This window comes from Amphibacillus sp. MSJ-3 (assembly GCF_018919165.1).
Taxonomy (GTDB): Bacteria; Bacillota; Bacilli; order Bacillales; family Amphibacillaceae; genus Amphibacillus.
This window is the reverse complement of record NZ_JAHLQM010000024.1, coordinates 1-18276: the sequence shown is the minus strand read 5'-3', so window position 1 is coordinate 18276 and position 18276 is coordinate 1. Positions and strand designations below refer to the sequence as shown.

General features: G+C 34.3%; 16 protein-coding genes and 1 other annotated feature. All 16 genes read left to right on the top strand.

What is annotated here, in order from left to right:
- Positions 1-30: 30 nt before the first annotated feature.
- The 16 genes from KQI76_RS08310 to KQI76_RS08235 all read left to right on the top strand — a co-directional run bounded on the left by KQI76_RS08310 (position 31) and on the right by KQI76_RS08235 (position 18085).
- Positions 31-2184 (top strand): HD family phosphohydrolase, encoded by a 2154-nt coding sequence (locus KQI76_RS08310; protein ID WP_216399861.1) that lies wholly within the window; start codon positions 31-33, stop codon positions 2182-2184.
- Between the two features lie 2 nt (positions 2185-2186).
- Positions 2187-2657, top strand: coding sequence for an rRNA maturation RNase YbeY (gene ybeY / locus KQI76_RS08305; protein WP_216399860.1), 471 nt, complete (start codon positions 2187-2189; stop codon positions 2655-2657).
- The gene (locus KQI76_RS08300) at positions 2632-3015 is read left to right on the top strand and encodes a diacylglycerol kinase family protein (RefSeq protein WP_216399859.1); all 384 of its coding nucleotides are present in this window, start codon (positions 2632-2634) and stop codon (positions 3013-3015) included. The genes ybeY and KQI76_RS08300 overlap by 26 nt, the downstream gene beginning before the upstream one ends.
- Before the next feature lie 16 nt (positions 3016-3031).
- The gene (gene era, locus KQI76_RS08295; protein ID WP_216399858.1) at positions 3032-3937 is read left to right on the top strand and encodes a GTPase Era; all 906 of its coding nucleotides are present in this window, start codon (positions 3032-3034) and stop codon (positions 3935-3937) included.
- 109 nt (positions 3938-4046) lie between these two features.
- Positions 4047-4190, top strand: coding sequence for a YqzL family protein (locus tag KQI76_RS08290; RefSeq protein ID WP_216399857.1), 144 nt, complete (start codon positions 4047-4049; stop codon positions 4188-4190).
- A 15-nt stretch (positions 4191-4205) separates the two neighbouring features.
- A complete protein-coding gene (recO, locus tag KQI76_RS08285) occupies positions 4206-4949 on the top strand; it encodes a DNA repair protein RecO (protein ID WP_216399856.1) in 744 nt (247 codons plus the stop codon).
- A 229-nt stretch (positions 4950-5178) separates the two neighbouring features.
- Positions 5179-5351, top strand: a binding site (T-box leader).
- A 79-nt stretch (positions 5352-5430) separates the two neighbouring features.
- Positions 5431-6324 (top strand): glycine--tRNA ligase subunit alpha, encoded by an 894-nt coding sequence (gene glyQ, locus KQI76_RS08280; RefSeq protein ID WP_216399855.1) that lies wholly within the window; start codon positions 5431-5433, stop codon positions 6322-6324.
- A complete protein-coding gene (gene glyS, locus KQI76_RS08275; RefSeq protein WP_216399854.1) occupies positions 6311-8392 on the top strand; it encodes a glycine--tRNA ligase subunit beta in 2082 nt (693 codons plus the stop codon). The genes glyQ and glyS overlap by 14 nt, the downstream gene beginning before the upstream one ends.
- A 15-nt stretch (positions 8393-8407) precedes the next feature.
- Positions 8408-9214, top strand: a complete 807-nt coding sequence (locus KQI76_RS08270) for a pyruvate, water dikinase regulatory protein (RefSeq protein ID WP_216399853.1) — start codon at positions 8408-8410, stop codon at positions 9212-9214.
- Positions 9215-9895: 681 nt separating this feature from the next.
- Positions 9896-11713, top strand: coding sequence for a DNA primase (dnaG, locus tag KQI76_RS08265; RefSeq protein ID WP_216399852.1), 1818 nt, complete (start codon positions 9896-9898; stop codon positions 11711-11713).
- Positions 11714-11749: 36 nt separating this feature from the next.
- On the top strand, positions 11750-12871 hold the full coding sequence (gene rpoD, locus KQI76_RS08260; RefSeq protein ID WP_216399851.1) for an RNA polymerase sigma factor RpoD: 1122 nt from the start codon (positions 11750-11752) through the stop codon (positions 12869-12871).
- Between the two features lie 439 nt (positions 12872-13310).
- A complete protein-coding gene (locus tag KQI76_RS08255; RefSeq protein ID WP_216399850.1) occupies positions 13311-13856 on the top strand; it encodes a hypothetical protein in 546 nt (181 codons plus the stop codon).
- 18 nt (positions 13857-13874) lie between these two features.
- On the top strand, positions 13875-14582 hold the full coding sequence (locus tag KQI76_RS08250) for a tRNA (adenine(22)-N(1))-methyltransferase (RefSeq protein WP_216399849.1): 708 nt from the start codon (positions 13875-13877) through the stop codon (positions 14580-14582).
- Positions 14575-15696, top strand: a complete 1122-nt coding sequence (locus tag KQI76_RS08245) for a Nif3-like dinuclear metal center hexameric protein (RefSeq protein WP_216399848.1) — start codon at positions 14575-14577, stop codon at positions 15694-15696. The genes KQI76_RS08250 and KQI76_RS08245 overlap by 8 nt, the downstream gene beginning before the upstream one ends.
- A gap of 74 nt (positions 15697-15770) precedes the next feature.
- On the top strand, positions 15771-17078 hold the full coding sequence (locus KQI76_RS08240; protein ID WP_216399847.1) for a DEAD/DEAH box helicase: 1308 nt from the start codon (positions 15771-15773) through the stop codon (positions 17076-17078).
- Positions 17079-17191: 113 nt separating this feature from the next.
- A complete protein-coding gene (locus tag KQI76_RS08235; protein ID WP_216399883.1) occupies positions 17192-18085 on the top strand; it encodes a deoxyribonuclease IV in 894 nt (297 codons plus the stop codon).
- The last annotated feature ends 191 nt before the right edge of the window (positions 18086-18276 follow it).

Sequence of the window (18276 nt, the reverse complement as noted above, 5' to 3'; positions counted from 1 at the left end):
AGAATGAGTTTACTAAGGAGTATAATTCATATGAAAATAAAATTTGAGCAATATAAAAAAGTAAATAAGCCCATTCAGGTTATAATTACTTTGATGCTTATTGGTTTAGCTGTATTTCTTACGACATTATCTAATGTATATACTGAAACTTATGAATTTGAACGGTACAGTGTAGCAAACGAAACGATACAATCACCGATCAGTATTGAAGATACTAAAGAAACAGAGAGACGCCAAAGAGAGGTACTTCAAGCTGTAGAGGATCGATATCTGATATCAACTGATGTCACCAGCGAGAGAATTGATTATATTGATGAATTGTTTGATGTGATTGAATCAGTTAATCAGCCTTCCTCAACCAGTCTTGATCAAGATGAAGATGAAAAGCTAAATAAGAATGAGAAATCAACAAATGAAAAAAACAAAGCAGATAAGTTAATTGAATTAAAACAATTGATTAGTCAAGAGATTACGGAGCATATTAGCGATGAAGATTTACAAATACTAATTTCTGCTAATAACTCTGATCGGCAAGTTGCCCATGAGTTACTAACTACGACATTATATGAAATATTTAATGAAGGTATTCAACATGACCAAATTGAAGATGCTCAGATTCAGCTAAGTCAAAGGCTTCAATATTCAAGTTTAAGTGATGAATTAAAAGAGGCTTTGTTGTCAGTTGGAGAATTTGCCCTTGTTGAGAATTCTTTCTTTTCAATTGAAGAGACAATGGAAGCAGAAAGTCAAGCAATTAATAATGTTGAACCAGCAATGATTCGTGCTGGTGAGGTTATTGTTCGGGAAGGACAAACGATTACGAATGAGATCTATGACAAACTAACGCTTGTTGGCTTATTGAATAGTGATCGTAATATTTTTCCGATTCTAGGCTTAATCATACTGATCATATTGTTATTATCATTGTTGAGCTATAGTTTATTTACTTATTTAGATGAAGAATATTTAGAATTCAAACATCTATCTGCATTAACGATTATTTTTATCTTAACAATTAGTATTATGAAATTTATTAGTTTGTTCTCTACAGACATAAATCGACTCTATTTACTGATGCCAATAGCGGCTAGCAGTATTTTGATTAAAATCCTGTTCAGGGAACGTTTAGCAATGGTTTTTGCGATTGTTTTTTCAGTTATAGGAACGATTATTTTTAATGAACAAATTCCTGGCTCCTTAAATTTAGAAGCAGGGATATACTTTCTATCAGCTCAAATAAGTAGTATTGCAGCCCTAATCACGATTAAGGATCGTGTAGCTATATTAAAAACGGCTTCAGTTACTGGGATTGTTAACATATTAGTTATCTTGGGCTTTGTATTTTTATCATATGATAGTTATCAACTCTCCGAGATTATATTGTTTGGTGCCTATGGCTTTATTTCTGCACTTCTATCTGGAATTGTTGCGATTGGTACACTGCCTTTTTTTGAATCGATATTACAATTATTATCCGATACGAAATTGTTAGCTTTGGCCAATCCCAATCATCCATTATTGCGGAAAATACTAACAGATGCTCCTGGAACCTATCATCATAGTGTTATGGTAGCAAACTTAAGCGAGGCAGCCTGTGAAGCTATTGGTGGGAATGGATTGTTAGCACGTGTTTCTGCTTACTATCATGATTTAGGTAAAACACTACGACCGCACTATTTTATTGAAAATCAAATGGGTATGAAAAATCCACATGATTTTTTACAACCAAGCGAAAGTGCAGAGATCATTATTGCCCACCCTTATGATGGGGCAAAAATGTTAAAAGACCATAACCTTCCAAAAGAGATTATTGATATTGCAAAAGAGCACCATGGTACTTCTTTATTAAAATATTTCTATTATAAAGAGAAGGAAATTAACAAAGAGATTAACGAATCAAGCTTTCGCTATCCAGGTCCCTTACCACAAACGAAGGAGTCAGCAATTGTATCTATTTGTGATTCTGTTGAAGCAGCGGTTCGATCAATGGATCAACCAACAAAAACCAAAATAGATCAGCTAATTGAACAAATTATCCAAGGTAGATTACAAGATGGTCAATTTAATGATTGCTCTCTTACTTTTAAAGAGTTAACAAAAATTAAACAGACAATAAGCGAGACCTTAAATGGGATTTATCATTCAAGGATTCATTATCCTAAAGAGTCTGAGGAGGCAAGATAAGCATGCTAATTGATTTTTTTGATGAGACAAATTCAGTTAATGAAGAATATATTAACACGGTGAGTGATTTAATTAATTTCGCTGCGAAACAAGAGGGAATTGAAGATAATGCTGAAATATCTATCACATTTGTTGATAATCAAACGATTCAGGAGCTTAATCGTAATTATCGACAAATCGATCGGCCGACAGATGTGATTTCCTTTGCGCTTCAGGAACAAGGTGAGGGAGAAGTGGCCATATTAGGTGAGCAAATTCCTCCATTAACACTTGGTGATATTGTTATCTCTGTTGAAAAAGTAAAAGAACAAGCCACAGAATATAAGCATAGCTTAAAACGGGAATATAGTTTTTTAGCCCTACATGGCTTTCTACATTTATTAGGTTACGATCACTTAAATAAAAAAGATGAACAAATCATGTTTAATAAACAAGAGGAAATATTAAATGCGTTCGGATTATCAAGAGAGTAAAAAAAAGCGAGTTGGCTTACGCTATGCAGTAAATGGCTTAAAATATGCATATATTAATGAAATTAATATTAGAATACATTTTATTATTGCTTCATTAGTGATCATTTTTGGTTTTATCTTTTCAGTTTCAATAATGGAATGGGTCATGCTTCTAATAATGATTGGCTTTGTGGTGACAGCAGAATTGTTAAATACAGCGGTGGAGGCTATGTTAGATTACTTAGCACCTGATTGGCATCCGATGGCTGGTGCAATAAAGGATTTAACAGCTAGTGCTGTCTTAGTAGCAAGTATAATAGCAGCTACCGTAGGGCTAATTATCTTTTTACCTAAAGTGTTAATATTGATTTTTAATTAGATTTGGGGGATATTCAATGCAACAAGATTCATTTAAATCAGGTTTTATTACCATTATTGGGAGGCCAAACGTTGGTAAATCAACTTTTCTTAATCGGATAATTGGTCAAAAAATTGCAATTATGAGTGATAAAGCCCAAACTACACGAAATACAATTCAAGGTGTTATGACTGATGCTAATTCGCAAATTATTTTTATTGATACGCCAGGGATTCATAAGCCGAAACATAAGCTTGGAGATTTCATGGTTAAAATTGCAGAAAATACTTTAAATGAAGTTGATGCGATATTATTTATGATTAATGCTGCTGAAGGATACGGAAGAGGAGATCAATTTATAATTGATCGATTAGAAAGCGTTGATAAACCGGTTTATTTAGTAATAAATAAAATTGATCAGATTAATCCTGATCAACTTTTCGATTTAATTGTGGAATATAAGGATAAATATAACTTCCAAGAGATTATTCCTATCTCTGCCTTGGAAGGAAATAATGTTGACCATTTGTTAGCTGTTTTGAAAGAACAATTACCAGATGGGCCTCAATATTATCCCGACGATCAAATAACTGACCACCCAGAACGTTTTATAATTAGTGAATTCATTCGGGAAAAGGTACTTCAACAAACAAAAGAAGAAGTGCCACATTCAATAGCAGTTGTCATAGATAAAATAGAACAAAAACCCAATGAAAAAGTAGAAATTCATGCAACGATTATTGTTGAGCGAAAATCACAAAAGGGAATTATCATCGGTAAACAAGGTTCAATGTTGAAGAAAATTGGTACACAAGCAAGACGTGATATTGAACGATTGTTAGGTACAAAAGTTTATTTAGACTTGTGGGTGAAAGTTCAGAAGGATTGGCGAAATCGAGAACAATATCTTCATGAATTTGGTTATAATCAAGATGAATATTAAAACTAATATTTATATTATTCATGGAAATAAATAATCAACATTGATTTTTTTGTGTTGGTCATTCTATAAATGTAGAGGTTCTAACTAAAAGGAGAAAGGTGGAGTTATCATGAATGATTTACCTTGGATCGTTTTTAGTAAAACTGGAAATATTGAAACTTATCTACTGATGAAGGACTATGATGATAAAACTACCGCTGAAGATAACTTATCAGAGGAATCACAACTAAATCAATTGGATAGCATGGAATAAGAGGGATGATGAGAGGTGCTAGAAAAGGTAGAGGGCGTTATTATTCGCACGCAGAACTATGGGGAAACACATGTTATTGTGACCTTATTTACGGATAAAGTAGGGAAAATAGGTGTCATTGCACGGGGAGCAAAGAAACCGAGAAGCCGAATGGCAGCAATCTCTCAGATGTTTATTCATGGCCAATATTTAATTCGAACCGGAAGGGGACTGGGTGTTTTAGAGCAGGGTGAAGTGATTCAATCCCATCGTCGAATTAGAGAAGATATTGTATTAACTGCTTATGCTAGCTATATCGCTGAACTAACTGATAAGCTATTGGATGAAAAAACACCAAATTATTTTATTTATCAGCAATTTACTGAAACATTAAAAGGATTAACAGAAAATAAAGATCCACTTGTATTAACGATGATGTATGAAATGAAATTATATAAAATTGCAGGTTTTGCTCCAATACTTGATTATTGCCTTCGATGTAAACGAACGGACAGTATAAATAGTTTTTCTATAAAAGAGGGCGGGGTCCTTTGTAAAAATTGTTTACATATTGATCCTAATCATGTTCCTATTAATGAGGCCCAATTAAAATTGATGCGCCTTTTTTCTAAGGTTGGTGTGGAAAGAGTCGCGAATATTTCTGTCAAAGATGATAATAAGAATTTACTAAAATCCATATTGGAACAGTATTACGATGAGTATGGTGGACTCATTTTAAAGTCTCGGAAGTTTTTAAAGCAAATTGATTTACTTAGTTAAAGCAATTTAAATATTATGATGCATGCCGATCTTACAACAGATAAGTTTGTAACTTTTATTGTTATCCTTGATAGATCAATCATACAAGGTATATGTAAACAGCCAGAGGAGCTGGCTAATTTAAAAGAAGAGGTAGCCATTAGAAATTCGTTGGTTGAAATTGATATGATAAGATCAGTAAACCTGTCAATATCCTTGACAAATCAAGGTGTATTTCATATAATTACGACTATATGTGAGGAAAGAGAAGAGTAAACGAAACGGGTTATATTAGCGAGTCTGGGATAGTGGGAGCCAGATATAACAGTGAGTTGAAAGGCGCTCTGGAACATATAGTGAACAAAGTGACTAAAGATGAGTCTTTAGTAAATAGGGTGGAACCGCGGAAATCCCGTCCCTATGTCTTACAATTAGGACATAGGGACGGGATTTTCTCACTGAACAAAAATACATAGATCATACGAAAAATGGAGGAAAGATCATGCATATTCAAGAAATGATATTAACTTTGCAAACATTTTGGTCGGAACATGGCTGTATTTTAATGCAGGCCTATGATACGGAAAAAGGCGCAGGTACCATGTCACCAATGACATTACTACGGAGTTTAGGGCCAGAAGATTGGAATGTTGCCTATGTTGAACCTTCCCGTCGCCCTAATGATGGTCGTTATGGTGAAAATCCAAACCGTTTATATCAACATCATCAATTCCAAGTTGTTATGAAGCCATCGCCTGATAATATTCAAACATTGTATTTAGAATCACTAAAAAAACTAAATATTGATCCACTTCAGCATGATATACGCTTTGTAGAAGATAATTGGGAAAACCCAACGTTAGGTGCCGCAGGTTTAGGTTGGGAAGTTTGGTTAGATGGAATGGAAATCACTCAATTTACTTATTTTCAGCAAATTGGTGGTCTTGAGGCCAATCCTGTTGCTGTGGAAATTACTTATGGTATTGAGCGCCTTGCTTCCTATATTCAGGATAAAGAAAATGTCTTTGATTTAACCTGGACAGATGGTGTGACAGTGAGAGATATCTTCTATCAGCCTGAATATGAGCACTCAAAGTATACCTTTGAAGTATCAAACACAGAGATGTTATTTGATTTATTTAATAAATATGAGCAGGAGGCAAAGCAACTTATGGAGAAAGAATTAGTTTTTCCAGCCTATGATTATGTATTAAAATGCTCACATACTTTTAATTTACTTGATGCTAAAGGTGTTATTTCTGTAACCGAAAGAACAGGATATATTGGTAAAGTACGTTATTTAGCTCGTGAAATTGCAAAGCTATATGTAAAAGAACGGGAGAAACTTGGTTTCCCAATGCTTAAGAGAGAAGGTGACGTTAATGGCAACAACTAATGTCTTATTTGAAGTTGGACTTGAAGAAATGCCAGCTCGTTTTCTTGCAGAAACAGAACAACAGTTTAGAAACAGAACAGAACAATGGTTAAAGGATCATCGACTAACATTTAATGAAATAAAAACGTTTATTACACCAAGACGCTTTGCGGTTCAAATTATCGACCTAGCAAGTAAACAAGCGGATTTGGAGCAAGAGGTTAAAGGACCAGCAAAGAAAATTGCTGTTGATCAAGATGGTAATTGGACAAAAGCGGCGATAGGTTTTACAAAAGGACAAGGTTTAACTGTAGAAGATATTTATTTTAAACAAATTAATGGCATGGATTATATTCATGTTAAAAAATTTATCGAAAGTAAATCGTCTAATCAGTTATTACCTGAATTTAAAGATGTTATTCTATCGATGACATTCCCTAAAAATATGCGCTGGGCCCGTCGACACTTACGCTATGTTCGCCCAATTAAATGGTTATTAGCTTTAAATAATAACGAAGTCATTTCTTTTGAAATTGAGGGAGTGACAAGTAGTAATCATACCTTTGGACATCGGTTTTTAGGACAGGAAATTACACTCTCTGATCCTTTAAAATATGAGTCACTTTTATTAGAACAATATGTAATAGTAGACAGCAATAAAAGAAAAGAGCAAATTTTAGCTCAGATTAAAGATTTAGCAGGTAAACATAATTGGCATGTAGATATTGATGAGGAGCTGTTAGAAGAGGTTACACAGCTGGTCGAATATCCAACGGTCTTTTATGGTGAATATAGTGATGACTTTTTAATCATTCCAGAAGAGGCTTTGATCACATCGATGAAAGTTCATCAACGATATTTTCCAGTTCGAAATAAAGAAAAAGTATTATTACCTTACTTTATTGGTGTTCGCAATGGTAACGCAGAATATATTGAAAATGTTGTCAAGGGAAATGAGAAAGTATTAAATGCCCGTTTAGAAGATGCGCTATTTTTCTATCAGGAGGATCAGAAAAAGACAATTGAAGAAAACAATGCTAAATTATCAAAAATGATTTTCCAACAACAGTTAGGTACACTTGCTGATAAAGTAGAGCGAGTGACAAATAGTTCAGTGGCAATAGCGAAGCTGCTAAAACTTACAGAAAAGGAAATAGAGCAGGTTAACCGTGCAGCATCAATTAGTAAATTTGATTTAGTGACCCAGATGGTTGATGAATTTCCTAACCTCCAAGGAGTTATGGGTGAGAAATACGCCCTGCTATTTGGTGAGGATGAAATTGTCGCTCAAGCGCTAAATGAACATTATATGCCACGTCACGCCAATGATAAACTTCCTGCTTCAACTATTGGAGCTATCGTAAGTGTTGCTGAAAAGATGGATACAATTGTTGGCTGTATCGGTGTTGGTTTAATTCCATCAGGTTCTCAAGATCCATATGCACTTAGACGCCAGGCGATGGGTGTTATTCAAATTTTAACAGAACGCGATTGGGCAATTACATTTGAGCAGATTCTTGATATGAGTTTAAATCAATTTCAGGAATCAAATTTTGAATTAGATAAGAATGTAGAAGCAAATGTTGTTGAGTTTATTGAGGGTAGAATTGTCTATCTTGCTAGAGAAGAAGAGATTGCACCGGATATCATCAAATCTGTTACACATGAGAAGATTGGTGTTGTTTCTCATTTAATGAAAAAGGCAAAACTCTTGGAAAGTAAGCGACAAAGTAGCGATTTTAAAGAAGTGCATGAAGCCCTTGGACGTGTCATTAATATAGCAAATGCTAATATTAATCAAACAATTGATCCATCTTTATTTGAAAATGATTCAGAATATCGTTTATTCGAAGCTTACCAATCGATTGAATCTGACTATCGATTAAAAATGACACAGGGAGAATATCAGGAAGCACTTGATCAATTAGAATCCATGTCACCAACAATCGAACGATTCTTTGATCAGACGATGGTCATGGTTGATGATGAAAATATAAAAAATAACCGAATCACCTTATTAAATCATATCGCTGAATTAATTTATCTGTTTGCTGATTTTAAAATAGTAGAATGGAAGCAGCACTTTTAGAGTTGAGGTGATGAGATGAACAAGCCAATTATTTATTTACTCTCAGACTCACTTGGTGAAACAGCAGAACAAGTGATTAAAGCAGCTTTATTACAATTTGGGAATGGTCAAAGTTATAAAATATATCGAACACCTTATATTCAAAATAAGGCACAGATAAAGAAAATATTAACACAAGCTACTCAGGACCGTGCGATCATAGGTTATACACTTGTTGATCCGGATTTACGTCAGTATGTGATGGAGAAATCATATGAGTATAAATTAGAAGTCATTGATATCATTGGGCCAATGCTTGATGCAATGGAACGCTTATTTGAGAAAAAACCAAAAATGAAACCTGGCTTAAATCATCAGCTGGATGAATCTTATTTTAAACGAGTAGAAGCGATTGAATTTGCTGTTAAGTATGACGATGGACGTGATCCGCGTGGTATTGAACAAGCTGATATTGTGTTAATTGGAGTATCACGAACGTCAAAAACTCCCTTATCTCAATACTTGGCACATAAAAGTCTAAAAGTAGCTAATGTTCCGATTGTTCCTGAAGTAGAACCACCAAGGGAGCTATTTAATACGGATCCAAATAAATGTTATGGGTTAAAAATAAGTTCTGGAAAACTAAATGGAATTCGAAAGGAACGCTTAAAAGCACTTGGATTAAAGGCCAGTGCTAATTATGCAGCAATGGATAGAATCGATCAGGAACTTGAATATTTTGATGCGATTGTCGATCGTCTTGGATGTCCAGTTATTGATGTTACAAATAAAGCCGTTGAAGAAACAGCAAATATTATTTTACAAATCCAAATGACACGCTAAACCGATTATCCATCTTTAATAGGGTGTAACCGACATCTATTAAAAATCGATAGATAAGCTAAGTATTAAAGGCGGGACAAAGAGTTTGAATAGAGCTGCATGGTTATTGCTGATTACTAACTTTTAGCCCCTTACAATATTAAGGGAATGTATCTGAATATAAGTCGGAAATCAGTGGTCAGTATAAAAGATACGATTCATCCATATCCCCATAGTGAGGTATGGGGAAAACGCCAACTAGGGAAAGTTCCCTTTAGTGAAAAAAAGAGGTCATCCTTAATTTAAATAAGGTCATTTAAATTGAATAAAAAGAACTAAAATCCTTACGATATAACTCGTAAGGATTTTATCCTGAACAGAATATATAGCTTTTTTCTTGATAATAGGCTATAATTATTATTTGTGTAAAAATATTAACTTTTCGATAATTCTTAATTAATAGCTTGTTAGATAGTTGATGTTTTCAGTTTCTTGCAGGAATATAGATTTCCAATGTAGAAGATTTATCTAAGTAAAATTATCGCCTAAGTATCTTAAGCATAGATATTTAATATTTTGCTAATTTGATGAATTGAGCTCAAAACGATTAAAAATAAAGTTTTTTTATCTTTTTTCAAATTTTTTTGTCGAAACTTGCAGGAATTTTTGATTTTATCTAGAAATTAAACGTTGGTGATTATTATGAATGCTCAAATTCCTGAGCAAATAATAGATGAGATTCGTAAGGCTAATGATATTGTTGATGTTATAGGTGAATATGTTTCATTAAAAAAGCAAGGGCGAAATTATTTTGGTCTATGCCCATTCCATGGTGAAAAAACACCTTCATTTTCTGTTACTCAAGAAAAACAAATTTTTCACTGTTTTGGTTGTGGAAAGGGTGGTAATGTATTTACTTTTTTGATGGAACAAGAAGGTTTCTCTTTTCAACAAGCAGTCACTTATTTAGCTCAAAGAAGTGGCTTTTCAATGCCAGATCAATATATACAACAAGAGGGCCATAAAGATCAGTCGAATGATCAGGTCAGTTTACAAGCACATGAATTATTGACAAAGTTTTATCATCATATTTTTAGTCATGCAAAAGAAGCTGAAGATGCTAGAGCTTATTTGAAAAATCGCGGTCTAACAGATGAAACAATTGAATGTTTTCAAATTGGTTTTTCACCAGAAGCACAGGAAGTCACGCCTCAATTTCTAGAAAAGAAGGCTTTTAATTTACAAGAACTTGTATCGTCCGGTGTATTAGCACGAAATGATCAGGGACAAGTTTATGACCGTATGAGGGGAAGACTTATTTTCCCAATTCGGAATCATCTTTCTAAAACAGTTGGATTTGGTGGACGTTCAATAACTGAGCTGGAGCCTAAATATCTAAACAGTCCTGAATCTGCCTTGTTTCAAAAAGGGAAAATGCTATTTAATTTTGATTTAGCGAGAAGTGAATTGAAAAAAACAGGCCAGGCGATACTATTTGAAGGTTATATGGATGTGATCACTGCATATCAAGGAAATATTAAGAATGGGATTGCATCACTTGGTACCTCGATAACAGAACAACAAGCAGCCCTAATTAAACGCTATGTGAATACTGTTGTTATTTGTTATGACGGAGATGAAGCGGGGATTAATGCTTCCTTTAAAGCAGCGAAGTTAATGGCTAAAGTGGGGTGTCAAGTTCGTATTGCAACGTTACCAGATGGTCACGATCCAGATTCTTTTATTAGAAAATATGGTGGCGAAAGGTTTAAGCAAGAAGTAATCGAGGTAAGCTCTACTTATATGGGTTTTATCATGATGTATCACAAAAGAGCTTATAATTTAAATGTAGAAGCGGATCAAATGGCTTATGTTAGGAAGATTGTTACTGAGATCGCCCAACTAAAATCAGCTTTAGATCGGGATCGTTATATAAGAGAGCTAACTAAAATGTTTGACTTGTCTTCAGAAGCCATTCAGGAAGAAGTTAATCAAATTAGGAAGAAACAAGAGACAACTAGGCATAAAGTGGACACGACAAGCCATACTAATGACCGCATATTAAAAGGAAAAACGAAAAAGCTTTTACCAGCTTATCATAATGCTGAGAGAAAGTTAATAGCCTACATGTTATTTGATCGTTCAATTGCTGAACAAATAAAGCATACATTAGGTGCCGATTTTAATATTGAGGAACATCAAATTATAGTTACTTATCTATACGCATTTTATGAAGATGGTTTTGAACCGAATGTCAGTCATTTTGTTGAACGTTTAAAAGATGATGAAATAATAAGTGAAGTGATTGAGATTGCAATGGAACCTGTGACAACAGATTTTTCTGAAGAAGAACTTTCAGACTATGTTCATATTATTAAAGCTGAACATAATGATAAAGTCATTATAAGGAATTTAATTGCTGAACAAAAACAAGCTGAGTTAAAGAAAGACTTTTTAAAAGCAGCTCAAATTGGGATGGAAATTATGCGAATTCAGAAAGAACTAAGGACCAAAAACTGATTATGGATTGGATAAGTTGGAAGGAGGGGGACTCTAATGGTAGAAAAACAACCAGAACATTCAAATGGGAATGAAGTTGGGATAACATTAGACGAAGCAAAAGAGCAAATTGTTGAATTAGGTAAAAAACGTGGTGTTATTGCTTATGAAGATGTTGTTGAACGTCTTGCACATTTTGAATTGGAGTCAGAGCAGATTGATGAGTTCTACGAATATCTAGGTGAACAAGGTATTGATATAGTGAGTGATATTGATGAAGACCCTAGTGAAGGTGAAATCAAAAAAGAAAAAGAATTTGACTTAAAAGATATTAGTGTTCCACTAGGGATTAAGATTAATGACCCTGTCCGAATGTATTTAAAAGAGATTGGACGAGTCGACTTATTAACAGCTGAAGAAGAAGTAAATTTAGCTAAGCGGATTGAAGAAGGTGATGAAGAGGCAAAAATGAAATTAGCTGAGGCTAATTTGCGTTTAGTTGTTAGTATTGCTAAACGTTATGTTGGAAGAGGTATGCTTTTTCTCGATCTTATTCAAGAAGGAAATATGGGCTTAATTAAAGCTGTCGAAAAGTTTGATTATAGAAAAGGTTTTAAATTTAGTACCTATGCAACATGGTGGATTCGTCAAGCGATTACACGTGCGATTGCAGATCAAGCGAGAACAATTCGGATTCCAGTTCATATGGTTGAGACAATCAATAAATTGATTCGAATTCAAAGACAGTTATTACAAGACTTGGGTAGAGAGCCAACCCCAGAGGAAATAGGGAAGGAAATGGATCTAACCCCTGAAAAGGTAAGAGAAATATTAAAAATTGCTCAAGAACCTGTTTCTTTGGAAACACCAATTGGTGAAGAGGATGACTCACATTTAGGTGACTTTATTGAAGATCAAGAGGCAACCTCACCATCTGATCATGCTGCTTATGAATTATTGAAAGAGCAACTAGAGGATGTACTTGATACTTTAACAGATCGTGAAGAAAATGTTTTGCGCTTACGTTTCGGGCTTGATGATGGACGAACTCGCACATTGGAAGAGGTAGGGAAAGTATTCGGAGTAACTCGTGAACGTATTCGTCAAATTGAAGCTAAAGCTTTGCGTAAATTACGCCATCCAAGTCGAAGTAAACGATTGAAGGATTTTCTAGAGTAAAATGAATGAAAAGAGAGATGGGATGTATCAGCTAGATTGGCTCGGTCAATCATGATTCAGTTGAGCTTCAATTGATTCTTGATTGGCTATTTTTTTTCATTAAGCAATGTTTTTTATTCCACTTTAATTTGCCCTGATCCTTATCGCTTGGAAAACTCGAAATATCTTAATGATGAAAAGCAGATAGTGACTGGTGAAAATTTATCGAAGATACGCTAACTGTAAGTTCTCAACTGAATAAAAAGTCATCTTACCCGGTTACTAGTTATAAAGTTAACGCAAGTGAGTAAGATGCTGTTAAAAATGTTGTACTAACTTTTTTGTTTTGTGCCAATTAGCTATAGTTCTAGTTTTATTTAAAAGGGTATAGAAAAAAGCTTTACTGAATGAGCCTCTACTTTATACTAGAAATGAGAATTTAAATTCGGAGTGTCTGACCATGGATCAACAAAGGAAAACGACAATTATAAATGAAATAAAATATTGGCAAGAGAACCGTCTACTTCCTGAAAAATATTGCGATTATTTACTTGCTTTATATACTGAGGGCGAGGCAGACATGATAGGCATTGAAGATGAAGCTAGTGTAATTAATAAAGTCAATTCATTCAATTTACTATTCATGTTTCTAAGTTTAACATTAGCACCAGGTGTTGCCCTGTTTTCATTATATATTAAGCCAACTTTAATCCAGTTTACATTTTTAATTATATTGTCTGTAATTATTTGTATCGGATTATTTCTTCTTGGGATAAAACTTTATAAAATAGATTTTGATTATATTCTAATGGTTCTTTTATTAAATATTTTTATTCTTTCTCTAGTGATTATTCATCAATTGATCGATCAAACAGTTGTAAGGTTAATCATTATTTTTGGACAATTACTCCTTTGGATCGGTTTCGGAATCAAACGTACTAATAAGCTATTAGTTGTGATGAGCTTACTTATTCTAACTGTTTGTATTGTTGTATCAATTATTTAAAAGAAAGGTGTAATAGGCATGACAAATGAGATTGTTTTATCAGATAGACTGAGAAATATTATGGCATTCTTACCAAACGGTTCTTATTTTGCTGATATTGGTAGCGATCATGCTTATCTACCAATTGCTGTTTGTCAGAATGATCAAGAGGCAAAGGCAATAGCAGGGGAGCTAAATGAAGGCCCCTATCAATCTGCTCTTAAACATGTTAAACAACAACTTCTATCAGATCGAATAGAAGTCATTAAGGGTGACGGCCTAGAAGTTATTCAAAATAAACCTGTTAAGCAAGTTGTTATTGCGGGAATGGGTGGCGGATTAATTCGTTCAATTCTAGAAAAGAGAAAGCATTTATTAAAAGATGTTGAACGATTAATCTTACAACCTAATGTTGATAGTGAATGTATCAGAGAATGGTTACTTGATACAGAATATCAATTAATTGCTGAAAGGATATTAGAAGAAGATGGTCATATCTATGAGATATTAGTTGCTGATATGCTAACAACTAATAGAGTGCGGGAATACTCTGCTAAAGAGCTTTTATTTGGTCCTTATCTTCTAAAAGATAAAAATAGGGTATTTAAACAAAAGTGGCAGAGAGAATTGACCAATAATCACAATATTATCAGGCAGATGAAACAAGCTAAGAAACCTGATTTAAATAAGATTAAACAATTTGAAATTAAAGGTAAATGGATACAGGAGGTGTTAGAAGATGACTAAATCAATAACTGTTGGCAAAGTAATTGAGTTGTTTGAGGAGTGGGTACCGAAAAAATTAGCAAGTGATTGGGATAATGTAGGCTTACAGATTGGAAATTTTAAAACACCAGTTCATAAAATATTGATAACACTAGATGTGACCGAAGCAGTTGTCAAGGAGGCTATAGAAGCTAATGTTAATTTAATTATTTCCCACCACCCACTGCTATTTAGACCATTAAAGCAAATCAATCTCAATCAACCAAAAGGTAAAATAATCAATTTACTGATTAAGCATGATATCTCTGTTTATTCTGCTCATACAAATTTAGATATTGTTCAAGGAGGAGTGAACGATTTAATAGCAGACAAACTTAATTTGGAGAAAACAAGAGTGCTTATTCCTGAGTCTGAAGAAAAGATGTATAAACTACATGTCTATGTTCCCGAAAGTCATCAAGAAATAGTTGATCAATCGTTAACGAAGATAGGGGTTGGTCAAATGGGGAATTATAAGGAGTGCTCCTTCCGAATTAAAGGTTTGGGAACATTTACACCTAATCAATCAGCTCATCCATTCTTGGGTAGACAAGGAGTCAGGGAAGAAGTTAAAGAAGTGAAATTAGAATATATGCTCCCAGACAAGCTACGCTCAAAAGCTATTCAAGAATTAGTAAAGTCTCATCCTTATGAAGAACCTGCTTTCGATTTAATTGAGCTGGCCAATGAGGGGAAAATATATGGTTTGGGTCGCATTGGCATTTTACCAGAAGAAATGACTTTGAAAGAATTGACGCTTCATGTTAAGGAAGCCTTTCAACTTACGGGTTTGCGTGTAGTTGGCTCACTGAATCAAAAGGTAAAAAAAGTTGCTGTTATTGGTGGTAGTGGAGAAAAATACTATCAACAAGCTAAGAACCTGGGAGCGGATGTTTATATTACAGGCGATGTATCTTTCCATTTTGCACAAGATGCAGAGGCTATAGGTTTATCAATTATTGATCCAGGACATCATATTGAGGCAATTATGATTACAGCGATTCACGAATACCTCCATCAACGTTTTAAGGATGAAGGGAAACGGATTGAAGTGATTGAGTCAAAAATAAGTACTGAGCCATTTCAATTTTTATAAAAAATTGAAATGTGCAATTTTAAATGAATTAAACTATAATAATGAAATAAGTTGCTTTCAATGAGGAGTTTAATATGGAAAAACATCAATTTAAAGAATATAATTTAAAACCATGGATCCAAGATGTTGTAGATCAATTAGGATTTAATAACCCGACGCCGATTCAGCATAAAGTAATTCCAGCGGTACTAAGAAACGAAAATGTGATCGGTCAATCACAAACAGGGTCAGGAAAAACCCATGCTTTCTTATTACCTCTATTCAATCAATTAGCTTTCGACAAAAAAGAAGTTCAGTTTGTTGTGGTCGCTCCAACACGTGAGTTAGCAACACAAATTTTTGATGAAGTTAAAAGAATCAGTTCGTTTTTAAACGAACAGCAACAAGTGAGAGCAAAATTGTTTATTGGTGGTACAGATAGAAAAAGAACAATTGGTAAATTAACTGAACAACCCCAAATAATTGTCGCTACACCTGGACGCCTATTAGATTTGGTTAAAGATGGATCGATCAACCTATATACAGTTCGTTCATTCGTGATTGATGAAGCCGATTTGATGTTGGATTTAGGCTTGATTCATGAAATTGATCAAATGTTAGTGAAATCAAACCCTGAAATACAAATTATGGTGTTTTCAGCAACAATCCCAGAACGGTTACAACCTTTTTTGAAAAAATACCTACAGAAACCAACTCATATTCAAATTACTGATCAACAAACGGAAAATAAGATTGAAAATCGCTTAATTCCGTTGAGACACAGGCAACCTGCAAAGATGATTACTCAAATTTCAAAGACGATTAATCCATATTTAGCTATTATTTTTGCCAATGGGAAAGAAGCTTGTAATGAATTATATTCTGAATTGGTTAAGGAAGGCTTAAATGTTGGAATAATCCATGGTGGTTTGGGGGCGAGGGAACGAAAGCGTGTCTTAAAAGATATCCAAGCATTGAAATATCAATATATTGTTGCAACAGACTTGGCGGCACGTGGGATTGATATCGAAGGAGTCAGTCATGTGATCAATGCTCAACTTCCAAAAGAAATTGAGTTTTTCGTTCATCGAATTGGAAGAACAGCTCGTGCGGGTATGGAAGGAACAGCAATTCATTTATATACTGAACAGGATCTTCCACTCTTGGAGAAATTAACTGAACAGGGGATGGATTTCGTAACTTATGATATCATCAAGGATGAATGGAAAGAGATTAACCCTTGGAATGAACGGAAATTAAGAAAAAAACAAGGGAATGACCTTGATCAAGAAGCATGGCGAAAAGTTAGAAAACCAAAAAAGGTTAAACCAGGTTATAAGGTGAAAATGAAGAAGCAACAAGAAAGATTTAAGAGACAATTAAAAAAACAGCGGAAGAAATAAAGGTTAAGCCAGTGAGAAACCGCCCATGTTATCATTTGTTTCTTTTGTCGATATCTTAAATGTAGAACTTGGGTCGCTCGAATAAGTAAAATAGAAATTTTTTTGGGGTGGAGATATTGAAAATAGGATCACATGTTTCAATGAGTGGAAGGAAAATGTTATTAGGTTCAAGTGAAGAAGCAAAAAGTTATGGTTCATCTGCAATGATGATTTATACTGGTGCTCCACAAAATACAAGAAGAAAAGCAATCGAAGACTTAAATATAGAAGCTGGACGTCAGCATATGAGGGAAAATGGTATCGAAGAATTAGTTGTACATGCCCCTTACATTATTAATTTGGGGAATACAACTAAACCAGAGACTTTCGAACTAGCTGTTTCTTTTTTACAAAGCGAAATTGAGCGCACACATGCTTTAGGAGCACAGCAAATTGTCCTACATCCTGGTGCGCATGTTGGTGCTGGATCTGAGAAGGGAATTGCAAAGATTATTGAAGGCTTAAATGAAGTGTTATTAAAAGAATATGATGTCCAAATCGCTTTAGAAACAATGGCCGGAAAAGGGACAGAGATTGGGCGTACTTTTGAAGAGTTAGCTATGATTATTGATGGTGTTGATCTAAATGATAAATTATCAATTTGTTTGGATACCTGTCATATTCATGATGCGGGTTATGATATTATTAACGATTTTGATGGGGTTTTAAATCAATTCGATCATTTGATTGGGCTCGATCGGTTAAAAGTCATTCATATTAATGACAGTAAAAATATATGTGGTGCCCATAAGGATCGCCATGAGAATATTGGCTTTGGTCATATTGGTTTTGACACACTACATTACATTGTTCATCATCCACAGCTTGTGGCATTACCAAAAATATTAGAAACCCCCTATGTTGGTGAAGATAAGAAAAGCAAAAAACCACCATATAAATTTGAGATCAATATGTTAAAACAAGGGCAATTTGATGATAAACTAAAAGAAATGGTCATGAATCAATAGGGAAGAGACTGGGATATAACTCAGCTAAAATCAAAAGGGAATCCAGTAAAATACTGGATTCCCTTTTTGGTGGTGTGCCTGGCATGGATGTAATCTCTAGGGTGAGAGTCCCGAGCCATGAAGGCAGAAGTAGTGGTTAGCCTAACGCAAGGGTGTCCGTGGTGACGCGGAATCTGAAGGAAGCGAGCGGC

Coding starts and splice junctions, on each gene's coding strand:
- KQI76_RS08255 (WP_216399850.1), top strand. CDS start 13,311: ATGGATCAACAAAGGAAAACGACAATTATAAATGAAATAAAATATTGG.
- KQI76_RS08300 (WP_216399859.1), top strand. CDS start 2,632: ATGCGTTCGGATTATCAAGAGAGTAAAAAAAAGCGAGTTGGCTTACGC.
- KQI76_RS08240 (WP_216399847.1), top strand. CDS start 15,771: ATGGAAAAACATCAATTTAAAGAATATAATTTAAAACCATGGATCCAA.
- dnaG (WP_216399852.1), top strand. CDS start 9,896: ATGAATGCTCAAATTCCTGAGCAAATAATAGATGAGATTCGTAAGGCT.
- ybeY (WP_216399860.1), top strand. CDS start 2,187: ATGCTAATTGATTTTTTTGATGAGACAAATTCAGTTAATGAAGAATAT.
- glyQ (WP_216399855.1), top strand. CDS start 5,431: ATGCATATTCAAGAAATGATATTAACTTTGCAAACATTTTGGTCGGAA.
- KQI76_RS08245 (WP_216399848.1), top strand. CDS start 14,575: ATGACTAAATCAATAACTGTTGGCAAAGTAATTGAGTTGTTTGAGGAG.
- KQI76_RS08270 (WP_216399853.1), top strand. CDS start 8,408: ATGAACAAGCCAATTATTTATTTACTCTCAGACTCACTTGGTGAAACA.
- glyS (WP_216399854.1), top strand. CDS start 6,311: ATGGCAACAACTAATGTCTTATTTGAAGTTGGACTTGAAGAAATGCCA.
- era (WP_216399858.1), top strand. CDS start 3,032: ATGCAACAAGATTCATTTAAATCAGGTTTTATTACCATTATTGGGAGG.
- rpoD (WP_216399851.1), top strand. CDS start 11,750: ATGGTAGAAAAACAACCAGAACATTCAAATGGGAATGAAGTTGGGATA.
- KQI76_RS08250 (WP_216399849.1), top strand. CDS start 13,875: ATGACAAATGAGATTGTTTTATCAGATAGACTGAGAAATATTATGGCA.
- KQI76_RS08310 (WP_216399861.1), top strand. CDS start 31: ATGAAAATAAAATTTGAGCAATATAAAAAAGTAAATAAGCCCATTCAG.
- KQI76_RS08290 (WP_216399857.1), top strand. CDS start 4,047: ATGAATGATTTACCTTGGATCGTTTTTAGTAAAACTGGAAATATTGAA.